At 41.3% G+C, this 16,827-nt stretch carries 19 protein-coding genes; 9 read left to right on the top strand and 10 right to left on the bottom strand.

Annotated elements, in window-relative coordinates; all coding sequences use genetic code 11:
• Positions 1–74: 74 nt before the first annotated feature.
• Both QUD05_RS20135 and QUD05_RS20140 read left to right on the top strand, forming a co-directional pair.
• Positions 75–464, top strand: a complete 390-nt coding sequence (locus QUD05_RS20135) for a type II toxin-antitoxin system RelE/ParE family toxin (RefSeq protein ID WP_289797619.1) — start codon at positions 75–77, stop codon at positions 462–464.
• Positions 457–783 (top strand): helix-turn-helix domain-containing protein, encoded by a 327-nt coding sequence (locus QUD05_RS20140; RefSeq protein WP_289797620.1) that lies wholly within the window; start codon positions 457–459, stop codon positions 781–783. Before QUD05_RS20135 ends, QUD05_RS20140 begins: the two co-directional genes overlap by 8 nt.
• Before the next feature lie 345 nt (positions 784–1,128).
• Here QUD05_RS20140 and QUD05_RS20145 read toward each other — a convergent pair whose 3' ends face one another.
• The 3 genes from QUD05_RS20145 to QUD05_RS20155 form a co-directional block, all read right to left on the bottom strand.
• Positions 1,129–1,536, bottom strand: coding sequence for a hypothetical protein (locus QUD05_RS20145; protein WP_289797621.1), 408 nt, complete (start codon positions 1,534–1,536; stop codon positions 1,129–1,131).
• 76 nt (positions 1,537–1,612) lie between these two features.
• Complete coding sequence (fcmB, locus tag QUD05_RS20150; protein ID WP_502911438.1) at positions 1,613–2,743, bottom strand: filament morphology actin-like protein FcmB; 1,131 nt, start codon at positions 2,741–2,743, stop codon at positions 1,613–1,615.
• Between the two features lie 415 nt (positions 2,744–3,158).
• Complete coding sequence (locus QUD05_RS20155) at positions 3,159–4,169, bottom strand: hypothetical protein (protein ID WP_289797622.1); 1,011 nt, start codon at positions 4,167–4,169, stop codon at positions 3,159–3,161.
• A 181-nt stretch (positions 4,170–4,350) separates the two neighbouring features.
• Between QUD05_RS20155 and QUD05_RS20160 the strand changes: the two genes are divergently transcribed.
• On the top strand, positions 4,351–4,728 hold the full coding sequence (locus QUD05_RS20160) for a hypothetical protein (RefSeq protein WP_289797623.1): 378 nt from the start codon (positions 4,351–4,353) through the stop codon (positions 4,726–4,728).
• 65 nt (positions 4,729–4,793) lie between these two features.
• Here QUD05_RS20160 and QUD05_RS20165 read toward each other — a convergent pair whose 3' ends face one another.
• Positions 4,794–5,390 (bottom strand): pentapeptide repeat-containing protein, encoded by a 597-nt coding sequence (locus QUD05_RS20165; RefSeq protein ID WP_502911403.1) that lies wholly within the window; start codon positions 5,388–5,390, stop codon positions 4,794–4,796.
• Between the two features lie 23 nt (positions 5,391–5,413).
• On the opposite strand from QUD05_RS20165, the gene QUD05_RS20170 reads away from it, so the two are divergent.
• The gene (locus QUD05_RS20170) at positions 5,414–5,956 is read left to right on the top strand and encodes a YraN family protein (RefSeq protein WP_289797624.1); all 543 of its coding nucleotides are present in this window, start codon (positions 5,414–5,416) and stop codon (positions 5,954–5,956) included.
• A 70-nt stretch (positions 5,957–6,026) separates the two neighbouring features.
• Here the strand turns inward: QUD05_RS20170 and QUD05_RS20175 are convergent, their stop codons facing one another.
• Complete coding sequence (locus QUD05_RS20175) at positions 6,027–6,416, bottom strand: hypothetical protein (RefSeq protein ID WP_099103349.1); 390 nt, start codon at positions 6,414–6,416, stop codon at positions 6,027–6,029.
• Positions 6,417–6,659: 243 nt separating this feature from the next.
• Here QUD05_RS20175 and queA point away from each other — a divergent pair, with 243 nt between their 5' ends.
• A complete protein-coding gene (queA, locus tag QUD05_RS20180) occupies positions 6,660–7,889 on the top strand; it encodes a tRNA preQ1(34) S-adenosylmethionine ribosyltransferase-isomerase QueA (protein ID WP_289800025.1) in 1,230 nt (409 codons plus the stop codon).
• Between the two features lie 109 nt (positions 7,890–7,998).
• Positions 7,999–9,093, top strand: a complete 1,095-nt coding sequence (locus QUD05_RS20185) for a tetratricopeptide repeat protein (RefSeq protein WP_289797625.1) — start codon at positions 7,999–8,001, stop codon at positions 9,091–9,093.
• A gap of 206 nt (positions 9,094–9,299) precedes the next feature.
• On the opposite strand, the gene QUD05_RS20190 is transcribed toward QUD05_RS20185, so the two are convergent.
• Positions 9,300–9,995, bottom strand: coding sequence for a potassium channel family protein (locus tag QUD05_RS20190; RefSeq protein ID WP_289797626.1), 696 nt, complete (start codon positions 9,993–9,995; stop codon positions 9,300–9,302).
• A 151-nt stretch (positions 9,996–10,146) separates the two neighbouring features.
• Entirely contained in the window at positions 10,147–11,481 is a 1,335-nt protein-coding gene (locus QUD05_RS20195; RefSeq protein WP_289797627.1) for a TrkH family potassium uptake protein, read from the bottom strand.
• Positions 11,482–11,744: 263 nt separating this feature from the next.
• Here QUD05_RS20195 and QUD05_RS20200 point away from each other — a divergent pair, with 263 nt between their 5' ends.
• Complete coding sequence (locus QUD05_RS20200) at positions 11,745–12,587, top strand: methyltransferase domain-containing protein (protein ID WP_289797628.1); 843 nt, start codon at positions 11,745–11,747, stop codon at positions 12,585–12,587.
• Positions 12,588–12,684: 97 nt separating this feature from the next.
• Here the strand turns inward: QUD05_RS20200 and QUD05_RS20205 are convergent, their stop codons facing one another.
• Positions 12,685–13,149 (bottom strand): hypothetical protein, encoded by a 465-nt coding sequence (locus QUD05_RS20205; RefSeq protein ID WP_289797629.1) that lies wholly within the window; start codon positions 13,147–13,149, stop codon positions 12,685–12,687.
• Positions 13,150–13,582: 433 nt separating this feature from the next.
• The gene (gene rpaA, locus QUD05_RS20210) at positions 13,583–14,326 is read right to left on the bottom strand and encodes a two component system response regulator RpaA (RefSeq protein WP_118170349.1); all 744 of its coding nucleotides are present in this window, start codon (positions 14,324–14,326) and stop codon (positions 13,583–13,585) included.
• Between the two features lie 156 nt (positions 14,327–14,482).
• Between rpaA and QUD05_RS20215 the strand changes: the two genes are divergently transcribed.
• Positions 14,483–15,547, top strand: coding sequence for a YheT family hydrolase (locus QUD05_RS20215; protein WP_289797630.1), 1,065 nt, complete (start codon positions 14,483–14,485; stop codon positions 15,545–15,547).
• Between the two features lie 94 nt (positions 15,548–15,641).
• Here QUD05_RS20215 and QUD05_RS20220 read toward each other — a convergent pair whose 3' ends face one another.
• Positions 15,642–15,809 carry a hypothetical protein gene (locus tag QUD05_RS20220; RefSeq protein WP_180277755.1) on the bottom strand — a complete coding sequence of 56 codons (168 nt, stop codon included), beginning with the start codon at positions 15,807–15,809 and terminating at the stop codon, positions 15,642–15,644.
• 294 nt (positions 15,810–16,103) lie between these two features.
• Between QUD05_RS20220 and hetI the strand changes: the two genes are divergently transcribed.
• On the top strand, positions 16,104–16,823 hold the full coding sequence (gene hetI / locus QUD05_RS20225; protein WP_289797631.1) for a 4'-phosphopantetheinyl transferase HetI: 720 nt from the start codon (positions 16,104–16,106) through the stop codon (positions 16,821–16,823).
• Positions 16,824–16,827: the final 4 nt, after the last annotated feature.

Below are 16,827 nucleotides of genomic sequence, written 5' to 3' on the forward strand. Positions count from 1 at the left end.
GGTGATAGATTAAATTTGATACAACAAAATTACTTGTTGACAGAATATGCCAGTTTTAGCATAATTGAGATTGCATGAGTGAACAACAAGAAAAACCACTTAAATGGATTGCAAGCGCTCTTGATGATTTAAAGAAGTTTCCTGAAGATGTACAAGATGTAATGGGTTATGCCCTGGATTTGGCACAACATGGTGAAAAGCATCCTGATGCAAAACCTTTACATGGATTTTCAGGGGCTAGCGTTTTAGAAATTGTAGATGATTTTGATGGGGATACATACAGAGCAATTTACACTGTTAAATTTGCAGGAGTTGTTTACTTATTGCATTCATTTCAAAAGAAATCAAAACATGGTATTGCTACACCGCAACAAGACATAGATTTGGTTAAAAAGAGATTAAAAGACGCTCAGAAAGATTATTCAACAGAAACAGCTAAAAAGAACGAGCTAAAAAATGAGTAACGAAAATAATGTTTACGTTAGTAGCGGGAATGTGTTTGCTGATTTAGGATTACCTAATCCCGAAGAAAGACTTGTCAAAGCCGAACTTGCTCGTAAAATTAGTGAAATCATTACTACTCGAAAATTAACACAAGTGCAAGCTGGTGAAATTTTAGGAATTGATCAGCCTAAAGTTTCTTCATTAATTAGAGGACGATTAAGCGGGTTTTCACTTGATAGATTGATTAGCTATTTGAATAGTTTGGGTAATGATGTAGAAATCACAATTAAACCCAAACCTGAAAATCGCCCAATTGGACGTACAACCGTAGTCTGTTAATAACATTATTCCAGAAGTGCGGTAAACTACCCGCTTTTTCATAAGTCTACTTTTGAATATTATTCGGCAGCGTCAATATTCAGTAATCGCAATTTTTTAGCTAGTTCCTGCTCAATGTTGCGATTGACTTTTATAGTGCGATCGTCATAGGAAAGACTGCAAATAGGGCATTGGTGATTGTTAACAAGCTGTATCGATTTGGGAGCAACGCGATTTGGTGAGGTGCTAAAAATTAGGGGTATAAATCATCTATTTTTATTGAGAATCTAGCTATATAACTGAGAATTAAACCCCGATCTCACTTTTTCGCGTTGCCCCTTATCGATTGATAGTCACGCACCTATTTCAAGATAGCCTTTGATAATATGGCTCAAAAGGTTGATAAGTATCTAGGAATTCAAATGTACTCGCTAATGTAGTCATTGAACGAGATATCGCTACCCTCTGAGAGTCTATCAATTCCTTTATTTCGGGTATTGTAATTAGTTCTTCAAACTCAGATTCAATAACAATTAAAAAATTTATTTCTTTTCTAGAATCATTTTTTATCTCATCGTGCGTTATTAGAAATGGGTAAGTCACCTCTTTTTCTAAATCAAAATAACAAACTTCCCAATTTTTATCCGGTAGCTTGTAAATATTTTCTTTGTTTACAAGCAATTCCTGTCCTGCCTTAAAGTCTTTCGGTTGGTTAAGAGGAATACACTCTTTATAATGTCTCTGTTTGACATCATCATAAAGTTTAATTTTCATTTGTTTACTGGTATGTTAAATCAATCTTTACAGCTACCAAAAATTATCTTTGCTTTGGGATAAATTCAAAGTAACATCAGTTTTCTGACCTAGCACGGCGATCAATGGCGCGTAATTGCGCCTCACCATAAATATACTGCCCCAAAGCATTAGCTTGCCTAGCGGGTGCCGCTAAATGGACATAAATCTTTGCTTCCTTGAGTAGACGTTGAACGTCATCCCAGTAGAATTCACCGCCACCACCAGTAATAATCACATCAGTTACACGCTCTGGCAACCAGGCTAGAACACGGCTACAGATTTCACGAGAAAACATCTCTGTGAGGTTAGGAAGAAAATCGTCTAAGTTAGTGAGTTTGCTTGCTCCTTTAGGAAGATAAAAACGCTCGCCTCTGGGTTTGTTAACAGCAGAAATCAGCGCTAGAGATTGACTATCAGCACCTTCTATTTCAGCAGATACCAGTTCATAGAACTTATGCATACCAAAGTCTTCACTCTTAGAAGCATCTCTAGTAAAACGGAATTTATCTACCATCAAAAGATCGACGGTTTGATGTCCGATATCAACTATCGCCACCGATATTTTTGTAAAATCGGGACTGTTAGGACTTTTCTTAGGTTGAGCTTCAGACCACAACAGGCTGCCATAGCCCTCTGGCATTACCCATACCTTACTGACATTCAGCGACACAGATTCGCCTCGGAAGTTCAACACGTGAGGGCCACCTACTTGACTAATCAATTGTGCTTTTTCTTTTTCAAATTGCTCTAAAGAAAGAAAAGGCAGACCAAGTACAACTGAGATATCGTCTCTGAGTTTGAAGTAGCCAGCACTTGCTAAAACTTTTACCAGTGCAGCTTCTACCTTAGATTGTCCGACTCCTAAATTCGCCCCAAAATCGGCTGCCAGTTGACCAACAGCATATCCATTTCCTTGATACTCCAGCCACAAATCCATTAAGGGGTCAGTAGCTCTGGCTTCAAAAACACCACCGCGTACTTGTTCTATTGACATCTGCTTGACGTTGGCAGGTACGAACACCACACTGCCTGGTTCACGACTCACACAAGTTTTTGTGGAAGTTCTGCCTAAGTCAACACTGAGAAGAGTTTTACTGCCAACATTGTTGGGTTTTACAGTGTTGATTTGTTTAGTTGCTGCTGTTGCTGTTAAAAGACGTGCATAGTAGTCATTAGGAACAATAATTAACTCCTCTTTTAAGAGGTATAGAACTTGGTTAGTTTGCTCCACTGCTGCTTGAAATCTATTTAAAGCATCTGTTGTAGATTCTCTATCAATCTCCCACATTAAGGAAATGAGATTCTGTTGCAATCGCACTGCCAAACGCAAACAGTCTTTTTCTACTTCATCTAATGCGTGTTGGCGAGTTAAATCATTAATCTGCCTTTTGCTCTGATCAGCAAATTCATAATATTTCTTCTCTAAATTAGCGTATTTGTCTGTTAATTCATTTGCAACTTGTCTGTGATGCTTGCCTGCTTGTCTGTCCTTTTCTCCAGCAGCATGAGCAGTAAAAGCACCTGCGACAGCACCAACTGCCGCCCCTAAAACACCAAACAGAAGAGGAATTATAAAAATCATACAATTTTTGACTAATTCTCTAGGAATGAGGAGGAAGGTAAAGAAGTTGAGAATCAGGCAGTAACTTACTATCAGTTGATGCTAGTCCTAAAGACTGAGCAATAGCGACTGATTCACGTAAGCGTTGCATAGTCCCTTCTATTCCCGGTGCAATTGGACGATTTGTAATTTTTTGATTAATTGCTTCTGATTCTGCCAAAAACTTTAGATTTTTATGGTGTTCATAAATCAGTTCTTTTTCAATTGCTTGTAATCTTTCTAATTCTTGTTGAGTTAAAGATTCATAATAGATTTTCACAGTTTGTTTATGGTCATCGAGGATTTTGAAAAACTCGTAAACCATACCCGCAGTTCCAACAACAGCTAAAACTGGTGCTGCTGCGGTTAAAGCGATCGCAATTGGTGGACAAGCTGCTGCTACTGTTGTGGTTACAAACGCTGTCACACCCCCAACTGTGCCGCCTTTTACGGTATCTTTCAATGTTTCTATAGCGGCTTCTTGTGCAGAAATTTCACCCCGAACTACCCGCAGCGCGTTGGTTAGTAACGAAAATGGTGCTGTCGTCGCTACACCAATGGCTGCTCCCAGGGGCGCGGCTTTAACACCTGCTTTAACTGCACCTGTTAGATTGTCAAAATGCCATTTAGCATCTAGTCTCATTTGCTCCTGCGAAGTCATGGGTTTATCGCCACGGGCTAAATTATCTTTGGCGTTTTCCCACTTGATATTTTGAGGATCATTTGAGCCGCCTTTGCTATGCGATTTGATATGACTGGCGTGTTTATCTGATAGGTATTTTTGGGTATTAACATCAGTAGATTTGCCATCAATCCCTGCTCTTTGAGATGGAGGGATTTTATCTAACATTTCTTGGGCTTGCACTCTGGTTCTGATCGGATCGCCAGATCGAATCCCACCTTTATATAATCTACGGGCTGCACTTAAGGATAAATCCTGTAATTGAGGATGTTGAACATTAATGTTGGCAGCAGCGTTAAAAGCGGAATTACGCTCTTGTTCGTCAGACATGGGTAAACCAATCTAGTGTGATGTATAGCTTATTTTCTTATGGTTCCCATTTGAACACAGATGCGATCGCCTCTGATAAAATCATAAGCATCTTGCTCTGTCTTGATTTCAGTGCTTTTACCCTGCCAGAACCCGTTTGATTGCGGCTAGAAATATATGAAATCTTATATTTTGAAACTGTATGTATTTTAAGATAGGCGGGATTGTGGGAGCGATCGCTATTTTATTAAGTAATGGTAGTGCCATCGCTGAAGATGCACAGAGATATATCACTGTAGGGCATGATAAATTAGGAAACAGTGTAGCTCTGGATACGGAAACTATAAAAGGCACTACATACAAGCTTTACGGAATGTATGGTGATGGCATTTTCGAGACTACATTCGATGCTTCGTGCAAAGAATCGCGGCTTTTTCGGAATCGCATTGCCATTTATGGTTCGGAGGGACAGCTACTTCAAGAGGATCGAGAAAAAGGAGAAATACCTTTTGTAGCTAATTCTTCACCAGGCAAAGGAATGCAAATTGTTTGTCAAAAGATTGGTGCAGATGGTTGGTAGGTTAAGTAGGGAGTGGGAAATGGGGAATGCCCCATGCCCAATCACTAGTGCCCAGGTAGAAAATACTAAGGACAAAACAACGTGTCACGCGTATCTCGTCCTGTAATCGGATTAGTCCCTTTGGCAAGTTTGCACAATTTTTTTTGCTCATCGGGACGCAGCAGCGTATCGGTAAAATCTGCCCCGTCAATGATTGCACCATCAAATCTGGCGTTAGCAGCAAAGGCACCCTCCAATAGTGCATTTGTCAAATTTGCTCTGACTAAACGAGCTGAGTCTAAAGTGGCATTTCTCAAATCAGAACTTTCCAAATTCGCAGACTCTAAATTTGCTGCAAAGAAACTGACACCGTTCAAATTAGCTCGGCTGAAGTTGCTCTGGCGAAGATTAGCTTTAGTAAAGCTAGAGTCTGTTAAATCACGTCCTGAAAAATCAGCCTCTACCAAAATTTCCTTATTATATTCAAGTGCCAGAGCTGTTGGAGTAAAACCGACTGTTGCGGTGATGCCAACTATTCCCCACAGGAATAAGCTGAGTATACTTACCCAAATGTGATGGTTTGTTTTACGCTTCAATTCCAACTCAGTGCTGAATAAGTTGAGTGTAGAACCCGTTGTGCGTAGGCATAGCCCGCCGCAGGCATCGCTTAACCTAGAATTCACAGAATTCATCATATTTTTAGTCAATGGCTAACCTTCCTCCATCTCATTATCCAGATATTGGTCATTTAGGAGAAGACCTAGTAGCCCAATGGTTGCAATCTACTGGTTGGATAATTCTCCATCGTCGCTTTTCTAGCCGCTGGGGAGAAATTGATATTATTGCTCAATATGATGGACGAACTGGGGAAAAACTCTTTACTCAGGACTCCTTACGGGCTAAACGCCCCGCTACCGCTAACAGCACTCAGCACTCAATATTGGCATTTGTTGAAGTTAAAACCCGTAGTTCAGGTAGTTGGGATGCCGGGGGAAGAAGCGCAATCACTCCACAAAAGCAAGCAAAAATCTGGCGTACAGCTGGAATATTTTTAGCGCAGTACCCTGAGAAGGCAGATTATTCTTGTAGGTTTGATGTTGCTATTGTCTACTGCCAAAAAATATCAAAAAATCTGACTGGGGTTATAGCAAATCAGGAAGCTCTAGCTACTTCATCAGTACCCGGATATAAGTTTAAGCTGCAAGAATACATTCTGGCAGCTTTTGACTCTTCAATTGATAATGGTTAATTGGTAATGGATAAAATATCTTAATTACCAATGACCAATAATTTTGTAGTGGCGTTACAACCAAATAGTCTCAGGCCAGAGTTTCTGGACAGTAACCTAAGCCCCTGACAAACTGTTGCCGGAACGCTTCAATTTCGTCTCTTTCTGGGCTACCATGAGAAACGATCGCTACCTGATAGCGACGCATCACATCCACAGGGCACTGTCCCGCTTCCAAACTCCAAAGTGCCATTTGCACCCTCATTGGCGGTTCGTAGCTAATTCCTAATTCATTTAGAAAAGCGCGAAAGTCGCCATCTTCTTGGGCCGAGACTTGACCTTTGAGTTTGATCCTAACCACCCAGCCATCAATTTGATGAATTACGGTGACGAACGAAACTGGTGTCTGGGGTCTAGCGTGGAGGTGTTGAACGACCCTCAGGGTTAGACTGGCATTTGCCAGATAGTACAAGTATTCCATGTTTGTTGTGCTTGGGATCAAAGCCAATCCTACATATCTATATTCGTCAATAATACCTGTTCCCGGTAGGGTAAAAGCCCCCGTTTTTAGATGGGGAGGTTTACCCAATTTTTATGTTAATTTTTCCGTGTTACTTAATAGTAACAATCTTATAGCCTTGCGACAAAACTGAGCGAAAATGCCTTAAAGTTCCTTTAGAAGGGAAAACTTAACTCAACCTTTTTAAGAGAGTATAAATACTAAATAAAGCAAAAACTAGTACAAGCCAATTTGAAAGATACATCTCGTCCACAAGCAAAAGATTTGGAATTAGATTGCTCGGTAGCTGGCTATGACTACACACTACCTCCAGAACTCATTGCCCAAAACCCAGCAGTTCCTAGAGATAGCTCACGGTTACTGGTAGTTGATTCTCGGACTACAGGCATAGAAGCAGCACCTCTACACCATATTTTCCATGATTTGCCTGCACTGCTACGCTCTGGTGATTTGTTGGTTATGAACAATACAAGAGTCATTCCAGCGCGGCTTTATGGTCATAAATCCACTGGTGCGAAAATCCAGGTGTTGCTGTTGGAAGAACGGCAGCATAACTGTTGGTTAGCTTTAGTTAAGCCAGGAAAAAGCTTCAAACAGGGAGCGAAGATTATCTTTGAACCAAGGCAATTAGGGATTCGGGATTATAAAGATTCTTCGCCAATCCCCAGCGATGGACTGAGCCTGTCGTTGGCGCAGCCTCTCGTAGAGAGGTGTCCCCAACTCACGGCTACGGTTCTAGAAACAGACGCAGCTACCGGGGGGCGTTTGTTGCAATTTGATGTACCAGAGGGAAAGACTTTGGTAGAACTGTTAGAGGTATTTGGTGAAGTACCGTTACCACCGTACATCACTACCTCAAAAGCTGCTGATGAACAGTATCAGACAGTTTATGCTAAACAACCAGGAGCGATCGCGGCTCCAACGGCAGGATTACACTTTACCCCAGAGTTATTACAAAAGTTGCGCGATCGCCAAATCAATCAAGCTTTTGTGACGCTACACGTTGGTGTCGGCACATTTCGCCCTGTGGAAGTAGAAGACGTAACTACCCATCAGATGCATGAAGAATGGATTGAAGTCCCTGCTGCTACAGTAGAGCAAATCCGCGCCACTAAAGCTGCTGGCGGTCGAATTATTGCTGTGGGAACAACGGCAGTAAGGGCTTTAGAAGGGGCGGCTCAATCTGGTAATTTACAACCATTTTGCGGAAAAACAGACTTGTTTATTTATCCCGGCTATCAATGGCGGGTGGTAGATGGTTTGATTACGAATTTTCACTTACCGCGTTCTAGTTTATTGATGTTGGTAAGTGCCCTAATTGGTAGACAACGGTTATTGAATATATACAATGAAGCGATCGCTTTTAAATATCGCTTTTATTCATTCGGTGATGCCATGCTAATTTTGCCGTCAGGTGTGGGAGTGGGGAGTTAGGAGTTAGGAGTGAGGGGTTAGGAGTTAAAAGTTGGAAATTAGGAATTTTTTCTTTCGTGGTGGGTACTCTGACTTATAGGAGTTAAAAATAAGTACAGGTCTGCTATTAATGTCTGAAAAATACCTATTTTCTCATTGGTTAAATTTATTTTGTCAGGTAACACTCGGTGGCTGTTCTGCATTTTTGCTCTTGGCTGCACCGACAATTACTAATTTTCCAGTTAGCAAGCTGCTGGCAGAAACTGCAATTTCTCAGGATCTCGAAGTAGCTAGCTTTTTCCAGCAGGGAGTTACGCGCTATAACCGCCAAGACTTACAAGGTGCAGAATATGCCTTTCGCCAAGCGTTGCAGCGAGATCCTAACCTTGGGGCAGCACGGAATTATCTGGGTAATATATTAATAGAGCAAAATCGCCTGGATGAAGCTTTACAAGAATTTACAGAGGCGATAAAACTTAATCCCAATTCTAGCGAAGCTTATTACAACTTAGGGTTAGTGTTGCATCGACAAGGAGAAAAAGATGCAGCAATTACGGCTTATCGCCAGAGCTTAGTGATAGATTCCACAAGGGTGGCAGCACTGTATAATCTGGGTTTGTTGCTGTACGAACAAGGAAAGTTAGAGGAAGCGATCGCAGCATACCAAAAAGCGATTAATCTAGATGGCAGCAATGCCAATGCTTATCTTAACTTAGCGATCGCCTTGCAACAACAAGGTCAAATCGAGCCTGCGATCGCTACTTATCGCCAAGCTTTGAAGCTAGATCCTAAAAATGCCACAGCCTACAGCAATATGGCAAATTTGCTAGCAATGCATGGTCAAGCTCCTGAGGCTATTTCTGTTTATCGGCAAGCTATTCGCCTAAATCCGAAAAGCGCCTCAACTTACTATAACTTGGGAGTAACTTTATATAATCAGGGCGAGTTCAAAAAAGCCAGTGGAGTTTTGAAACGCGCTCACAACGAATATCGCGAGCAAGGCAACATTGAACAAGCCCAGAAAATTGAGCAGCTAATGCAGCAAATTGCTCAGAAAACTGGGCAACAGCAACCTCAAGCTAGTCAAACAGCTACTCCTTCTCAGAGTTCAGATTCTACAGCACAAACACCTGAGTCACAGACGCCAAATCAACCAGAAACGTCCGCGAACCCTGGCGATGTGCCTGTCTCAGTTGAACCACAATCCACTTCAACAAGTCCCTGACAATAAAAACTCAGAGTTAAGGCGATTTGCCCTCATCCCCCAACCCCTTCTCCCAAAATTGGGAGAAGGAGAACGAATTTCAAAGTCCCTCTCCCAAGCTTGGGAGAGGGCTTTTGATTCATGCAATAAGTCTATTCTCTACTGGAAGTTAGGTTGGAGTAAAAGTTGCACACAGCATAACTCCTAACTCCTAACTCCTAACTTTTTTAAATCGGCAAACGATTAATATCTTTATTGCAACCAATAACAACCATTGCTGAACCACGCTCTAAACGCTTGGTAGCGTCAGGATTAATTTGAAATTTACCATCCTGGCTTACTGCTAACAAATTTAAACCATAGCGGTTACGAAGTTGCAGTTCAGTGATGGTTTTGCCGTGAAATTCATCAGGCACAATCAACTCTACAATACTGTTATCTGGGTCGAGGTCAAACCGATCTAGAATTGCTGGTTTGGTAAGAGTACGCGCTAAGGCACAACCCGCTTCATACTCAGGAAAAACAACATGATCTGCTCCTACTCGCCGCAATAGTTTACGGTGAACTTCACTAGAAGCTTTAGCAACTACATGAGGTACACCAGCCTCTTTCACATTTAGAGTGGTTATGATACTTTCTTGAACGTAGTTGCCAATTGCAACAATTACAGTATCAAATTCAAAAATTCCAGCTTCTTTGAGTGCGGCTGGTTCTGTAGAGTCTAGTTGCAAAGCATGACCAACTATTCCCTCAGTTAATGCTTCTGAAACTCGTTTTTCATCAATATCTGTTGCCAGCACTTGATAACCAAAATTGTGCAGCGTGGAACAGACAGACCTTCCAAAACGACCTAACCCAATTACAGCAAATTGGTGGTTATCTTTACGTAAACTGCGAAAAAAACTTAATGATGACAGATTCACCGTTGTTATCCTTATTATGGCTCCCTGTATTTAGGGCAAAAAACGGTTATACCGCTTGAATTAAAAATTTTATTTTTGCCTTCTAATGTATATTTTATCAGTTTGGGCATTGGTTATTCTTTCTCCCCCATTCCCTATTCTGTCTCCATAACTATCCCACAAGTAAATTTTCTTCAGGATAGTGAATTCTCGTAGGGCGGGGATCTCCTAGTACGGCAGACATCAGTAGTAAAACACCTACTCTTCCAACGTACATAGTGACAATTAAGATGAGCTTTGCTGCTGTAGATATAGTTCCTGTAATGCCTGTAGAAAGCCCTACAGTAGCAAAGGCTGATACTACTTCAAACAAAATTTGAATAAAATCTAATGTTGGATCTGTGAGGCTAATTAAAATCGTGGCGAAAATCACGGTCGCTACCGATCCTACTAACACACCTACAGCTTTTAAAATTAAAGTTATTGCTATCTTGCGATCATACAACAAAACTTCTTCTTTTCCCCGGAGAATAGCTTTTGTACAACTGGTTAGAACTCTTAAAGTTGTTGTTTTCATACCTCCCCCTGTACCACCTGGACTTGCACCAATAAACATTAGTGCAATCGTAATAAATAGACCAGCCGTAGTCATTTTGCTAATATCAATGGTGTTAAAACCAGCAGTTCTGGGAGTAACTGATTGGAACCAAGCTACTAATATCTGGTCACGAAAACTTAGAGAGCCAAATGTTGCAGGGTTTCTGATTTCTATACAGAAAAAGGCTATTATTCCTATTACTAATAATATCAGAGTTGTACTAGTCGCAACTTTGAAATCTAGGGTAAAGACTTGGGTTTGAGTTTTTTTGTGGATGCAATCGCGCAACCAAAGATACATTTCCAAAATTACCTGATAGCCAATTCCCCCAAAGATAATCAACATGCTAATGGTGAAGACTACTAAAAAGGATGATTGATAGCCAATTAAGTTATCTTTAAACAAACTAAAACCAGCATTGTTCCAAGCATTGATGCTATGGAAAATCGCTAACCAAAGTCCTTGACTCCATCCATACTCTGGAACAAAAGCTGGTATAAGTAAGAAGACTCCGGTAATTTCAAAAATTAAAGTTGTGGCAATAATTGAACGGATAACTTGGGAGCTACCACTCATCCCTGGTCGGTCTAAAGCTTGTTGAATGGCGATTTTTTGCCGCATATCAAACTTACGACCAATTAGCAAAATCAGAAATGTGGTGGTTGTCATGTAGCCCAACCCGCCAATCTGAGCTAAGAGGGCAATAAATAACTGACCCCAAAAGGAAAAATAAGTACCAGGATCGACTACTGATAAACCTGTGACACAAACTGCGGATGTGGAAGTAAATAGTGCCACAATCAGGTTATCCCATGTACCATCGCTAGTTGAGAAAGGCATCATCAACAGGATAGTACCAACAGCAATGACAGCCAGAAACCCCAAACAAATTGTGCGAGCGACAGTCATAATTAATTCAAAATTCAAAATTCAAAAAGTCAGATTTAAAATGGGTTGCCAGATGCTTTAAGCTGTAGCCCTATTTAGGAGAATTGACATAAATTCGACTCAGTAAAGTTTATTAAGGTAAAACTGAGAAATTTTTCCCAGGAGGATAAATCTCGGTTTACCTTCCCTGGAAGTAAAAATACCCTTATTTAATTAAAAACATACATGGTAGCCTACCTGTATGTTTTTTTTGAATTCTACTTCGTCTCAATACTACTTTTTTCATGAGTGCAACACTTTACCAGCAAATTCAGCAGTTCTACGATGCTTCCTCTGGTCTGTGGGAACAGATTTGGGGCGAACACATGCACCACGGCTATTACGGGACTGATGGCAGCCAGAAAAAAGACCGCCGTCAAGCTCAAATTGATTTAATCGAGGAACTGCTCAATTGGGCGGGGGTACAAGCAGCAGAAAATATCCTCGATGTGGGTTGTGGTATTGGCGGCAGTTCTTTATATTTGGCAGAAAAGTTTAATGCTAAGGCTACAGGAATTACTTTGAGTCCTGTGCAAGCTGCCAGAGCAACGGAACGCGCAACGGAAGCGAATTTGAGTCTGAAAACTCAGTTTCAAGTCGCCAATGCTCAAGCAATGCCTTTTGCTGATAATTCTTTTGATTTGGTTTGGTCGCTAGAAAGCGGCGAACACATGCCAGATAAAACTAAGTTTCTCCAGGAATGTTATCGGGTATTGAAACCTGGCGGGAAGTTAATTATGGTGACTTGGTGTCATCGACCGACTGATAAGTTACCACTGACGGCGGATGAGGAAAAGCATTTGCAGGATATTTATCGGGTGTATTGTTTGCCTTATGTGATTTCTTTACCAGAATATGAAGCGATCGCACGTCAACTTCCATTAAACAATATTCGCACCGCCGATTGGTCAACCGCCGTCGCTCCCTTTTGGAATGTAGTCATTGATTCGGCATTTACTCCCCAAGCACTTTGGGGTTTACTCAACGCCGGTTGGACTACCATTCAAGGGGCGTTATCACTGGGGTTGATGCGTCGCGGTTATGAGCGCGGGTTAGTTCGGTTTGGTTTATTGTGCGGGAATAAGTAGAAAAGTTCTTTGGGAAAATATCGCGCTGTGGTGAAACAGCGCGATCGCACTACAATTTAAGAAATTCAATGACGGCTAATGTCTACCTTCAGAAACCTTACTTTGCTGTGAAATTGCCTATAATGCCACCAGCTTCGAGCGAACACCTAAAAAGTGTACCTGTTTCGCTATTCCCATCAGGCCCATCATTTACATCAAGGCTACCGAGATTAAGGGTTTGCCAATCTTTTGGCCCAGAAGTAGTATAAACTAGAGAACTAAACGAGAAACCGTTTCCAACACCATTAATCGAAACTGCTTGACACGAGCTATTATTTCCATAAATTCTGACTGACGTTGGGTGAGAACCTGGTGACAGTTGCAAGGTTCCTACAACTTGAACACTGTAACTACAGTTATTGATAATTCCCCCATAACTCGAAGTGCTTAAACATGAATTGTCTTGGGGAAAGGAATTCTTCATAGTAGCTCCTGGTGCCGTTACTGCCAAAGCTTGGTTCGCTATTAAGCTTATAACTCCAGCCAACATACTTACCAAATAACCTTTTATAAAAAACCGCATTTTTTTTAACTCCAATTTTGTATATATTTCAGTTTCATAAATTGAATTTACCTAAGAATTAAGCACGTTTTTGACAAAGTTATTCTGTCGTTACAATACTTTTTTATAACTTTTTCATATAATATTTAAGCTGTCAAAGACTTTGAAAATAATGATAATCAAAAAGAGGCAAAGAAGTGCGATCTATACTCGCATCCTCTCCCTCTGTACCACATGATTATCATTTTGATTAAACTTATTTTAAGTATTTTAACTCATTGACAAAATCAGCTTTATCTTAAAATCTCAAGGATGCGTTTGTAGAGACGTTGCAATACAACGTCTCTACACAGCAGAAAGTCTTACCAATAACCTTAACTAAGCGGTAAGGAATAAGAGTTACAGAGAAGTTCTTGCCTAAGTGATAGCTTAGTTAAGGCAATTTAGCGTCATTTTATTCAACGACTGTTACCGAAGCCCCTTCATTTGCTGGAGGTACACCGGGCAATTCAAGACAATATCCAGCACCATACACTGTCTTGATATAGCGGGGATGGCGGGGATCTGGTTCTAGCTTGGTTCTCAAGTGGCGAATATGCACTCGAATCGTTTCTATGTCATCATCAGGATCGTAGCCCCAAACTTCTCTGAGGATTTCGCTGGGAGAAACTGTTTGACCGTGGCGTTGCAATAAGCAGTGAAGTAACTCAAATTCCAAGTGAGTCAATTTCACCGTCTCATTGAACCATATTGCCTCAAATCTTTCGGGAACGAGGGTTAATGAGCCATAGTTGAGAATCTCACTGTGCTTTGCGGCTTGAGGAATCCGGTCAGTCCGCCGCAAAAGTGCCCGCACCCGCGCCAGCAGTTCTTCAACTTCAAAAGGTTTGGTGAGATAGTCATCTGCGCCAGCATTGAAGCCTTCCACCTTGTCCTGAGTTTGGCTCAAAGCCGTCAACATTAACACGGGAATCTCAGAGGTGCGATCGTCGCGGCGCAGGCGTTGGCAAACGGTAAACCCATCTACTCTGGGCAACATTAAATCGAGCATGATCAAGTCTGGTTGAAGCTGGAGAGCCAGCGCCTGACCTTTGATGCCGTCTTCAGCTTGACTAACATCGTAGCCAGCCATTTCCAAGTTGACGGCAACTAGTTCTGAAATCGCTGGGTCATCGTCTATGACAAGAATCCTCGGCATTCTTAAAAATTACTACTACTTATTAAGGATAATTAACAACCTTTGATAGATACAAAGATTTTTGAATCAATGATGAAAAAGTTTTTAAATCTTACATAAATATTAAGATTAAATGACTGTGAAATCAAGACTCAATTACACGAAATCTTATAGTCTATGATGTGTTATACTCCCACCTACAATCCGTCTTGGTTTTTACAAAACGGTGTGATGATGACTGTATACACCGCTTTGTGGGGAAAACGTAACTGGCAAAGTACTACTAAAGACCCAGAACCGTCTTATCACGAGAAAATCTTCATTGGTGGGGAAGGTGTGCCAATTTTTGGCTTGGTTGCCATCCCGGAAAATGCTCACAGCACGATTATCGGTACTTATGGCATTACCGGAGAATTAAAAACAGAATGGTTTTTGAGAGTGCTAGGACGTAAGGCTTACGCTCAAGGATATGCTGTGGTGTTATTTGATTGGCGTGCCCACGGCAAAAGTGCCGAATTGTCGCCGACTCTCACCTCTGATGGTTTGTATGAGGGGGAAGATTTTGTTCGCATCGCCGCCGCAGCTAAGGCAATAGGATGTCCGGGTAAATTTTGGTTTACAGGGTATTCTTTAGGGGGGCAATTGGCGCTATGGGCGGTGAAGGTGGCTGGTGAGGTGATTAGGGACTATGGAGATTTAGGACTAGAAGATAGCGATATTGGCGGTGGTATGGTGATTTGTCCAAGCTTGGATTCGGAGCGATCGCTATCTTATCTAGTTACAAAGCCATTTGGTAGATATTTGGAAGCAGGGATTGCCCAAAATTTAAAAAAACTGGCGTGGCGAATTCATGATGCCCATCCTGGAAGCCTTGACCCAGAAGCGATTGAACGGGCGAACAGTATTTGGGGTTTTGACAATGAACTGGTAATTAAGCGACTTGGTTTTCCTTCCGTGGAGGCGTATTACCAAGCTAGTAGTGCTTTACAAATATTGCCGCAAATCTCGAAACCGACTTTGATTTTATATGCTGCCGATGACCCACTTTTTGACCCAGCTATCATACCGGAATTAGAACAAGCGTGCGATCGCAATCCTGCAATAGATTTGTTACTCACTCAATACGGCGGCCATGTTGGCTATTTGAGCAGTAAAGACTGCCAGCGTCAGGTAAACGATTCTGATCCTTGGTGGGCATGGAATCGGGTCTTACAATGGTTAGAGCAACAACGAATAGAGTAATAGGCAGGACGACATTCTAGTTGCTAGGATACTCAACGGATGGAGTCGTATTGCTTGGAAGCCCAAAATAGAGAGGATGGCATTGACCCAGAGGCTACCACAATATCATTGGTAAACCAGCAAGAACAGAAGCAATACCTGTCCAGAGAGTAAAACGCGCAATATCTAACTCATCCAAAGCAACGCTCATTTGCCTAATTGCTAATAGCAGCGCTGCTAGTAGCAGTATAAAAAAGGCAAAGTACTCCAAATTAATGATCATTCATCCTCACTATGTTCTACAAAAAAGTAGTTGTAATAGGTTTTTAACAAGCTTTGGCAAGAGTTTTTTGTTCCAGATTTAACACTTTCTGAAAAAAACTATTTATTACTGAAGAGATATCTACTTCAGAACACTTGCAGACATTGGTCGTAGTTCCTTTGATTTATGGAAAATTCTAGGAAAAACACGCGCAGTTGTATATAGTAATGCTAAAGCGTTAAACCAGATCCACCCATAATAATCGTCGTAATTAAACAAACTATTAAAGTACAATTCCCTTGACTTTTTGACTCAATGACCGCTTCTAATGATATTTGGCTACCTGCACCCACGGATTTCACTTTGCTACCGGATGATATTCATGTCTGGCGTATAGAACTTGACCAACCAGAACTACAACTACAAAATTTAGCAGCAACTCTTTCCAGTGACGAAATGGCCCGTGCGGAACGGTTCTATTTTCAGGAACATCGGCAGCGTTTTATTGCTGGTCGTGGTATTTTGCGAACTATATTAAGTCGCTATTTAGATATCAAGCCTTTACAAGTGCAGTTTAATTATCAACAGCGTGGCAAACCAGTATTAGCAGATACATTTGCCGATAGTGGACTGGCGTTTAACTTGTCTCATTCCCAAGGGTTGGGTTTGTGTGCAGTGAATTGCACCAGAGAAATTGGTGTAGACCTAGAATATATTCGCCCGATGTCTGATATTGAAGCTCTTGCCAAACGGTTCTTTTTACCGAGAGAATATGAAATGTTGCGATCGCTATCTCCCAACCAACAGCAAGAGGTATTTTTCCGTTACTGGACTTGTAAGGAAGCTTATTTAAAAGCAACTGGAGACGGACTATCCCAGTTAGAGCAAATTGAAGTGTCGCTCACTCCCACAGAACCAGCCAAGTTACAGATAACTGAAGACTGGAGTTTATTTGAACTAGTACCCGCTAACAATTATGTTGCTGCTGTTGCGGTAGCAGATTTTGGCTGGGATTTAAAGTGTTGGCAATACTAATTCT

Origin of the sequence: Nostoc sp. GT001 (assembly GCF_030382115.1) — a bacterium.
Lineage (GTDB): Bacteria > Cyanobacteriota > Cyanobacteriia > Cyanobacteriales > Nostocaceae > Nostoc.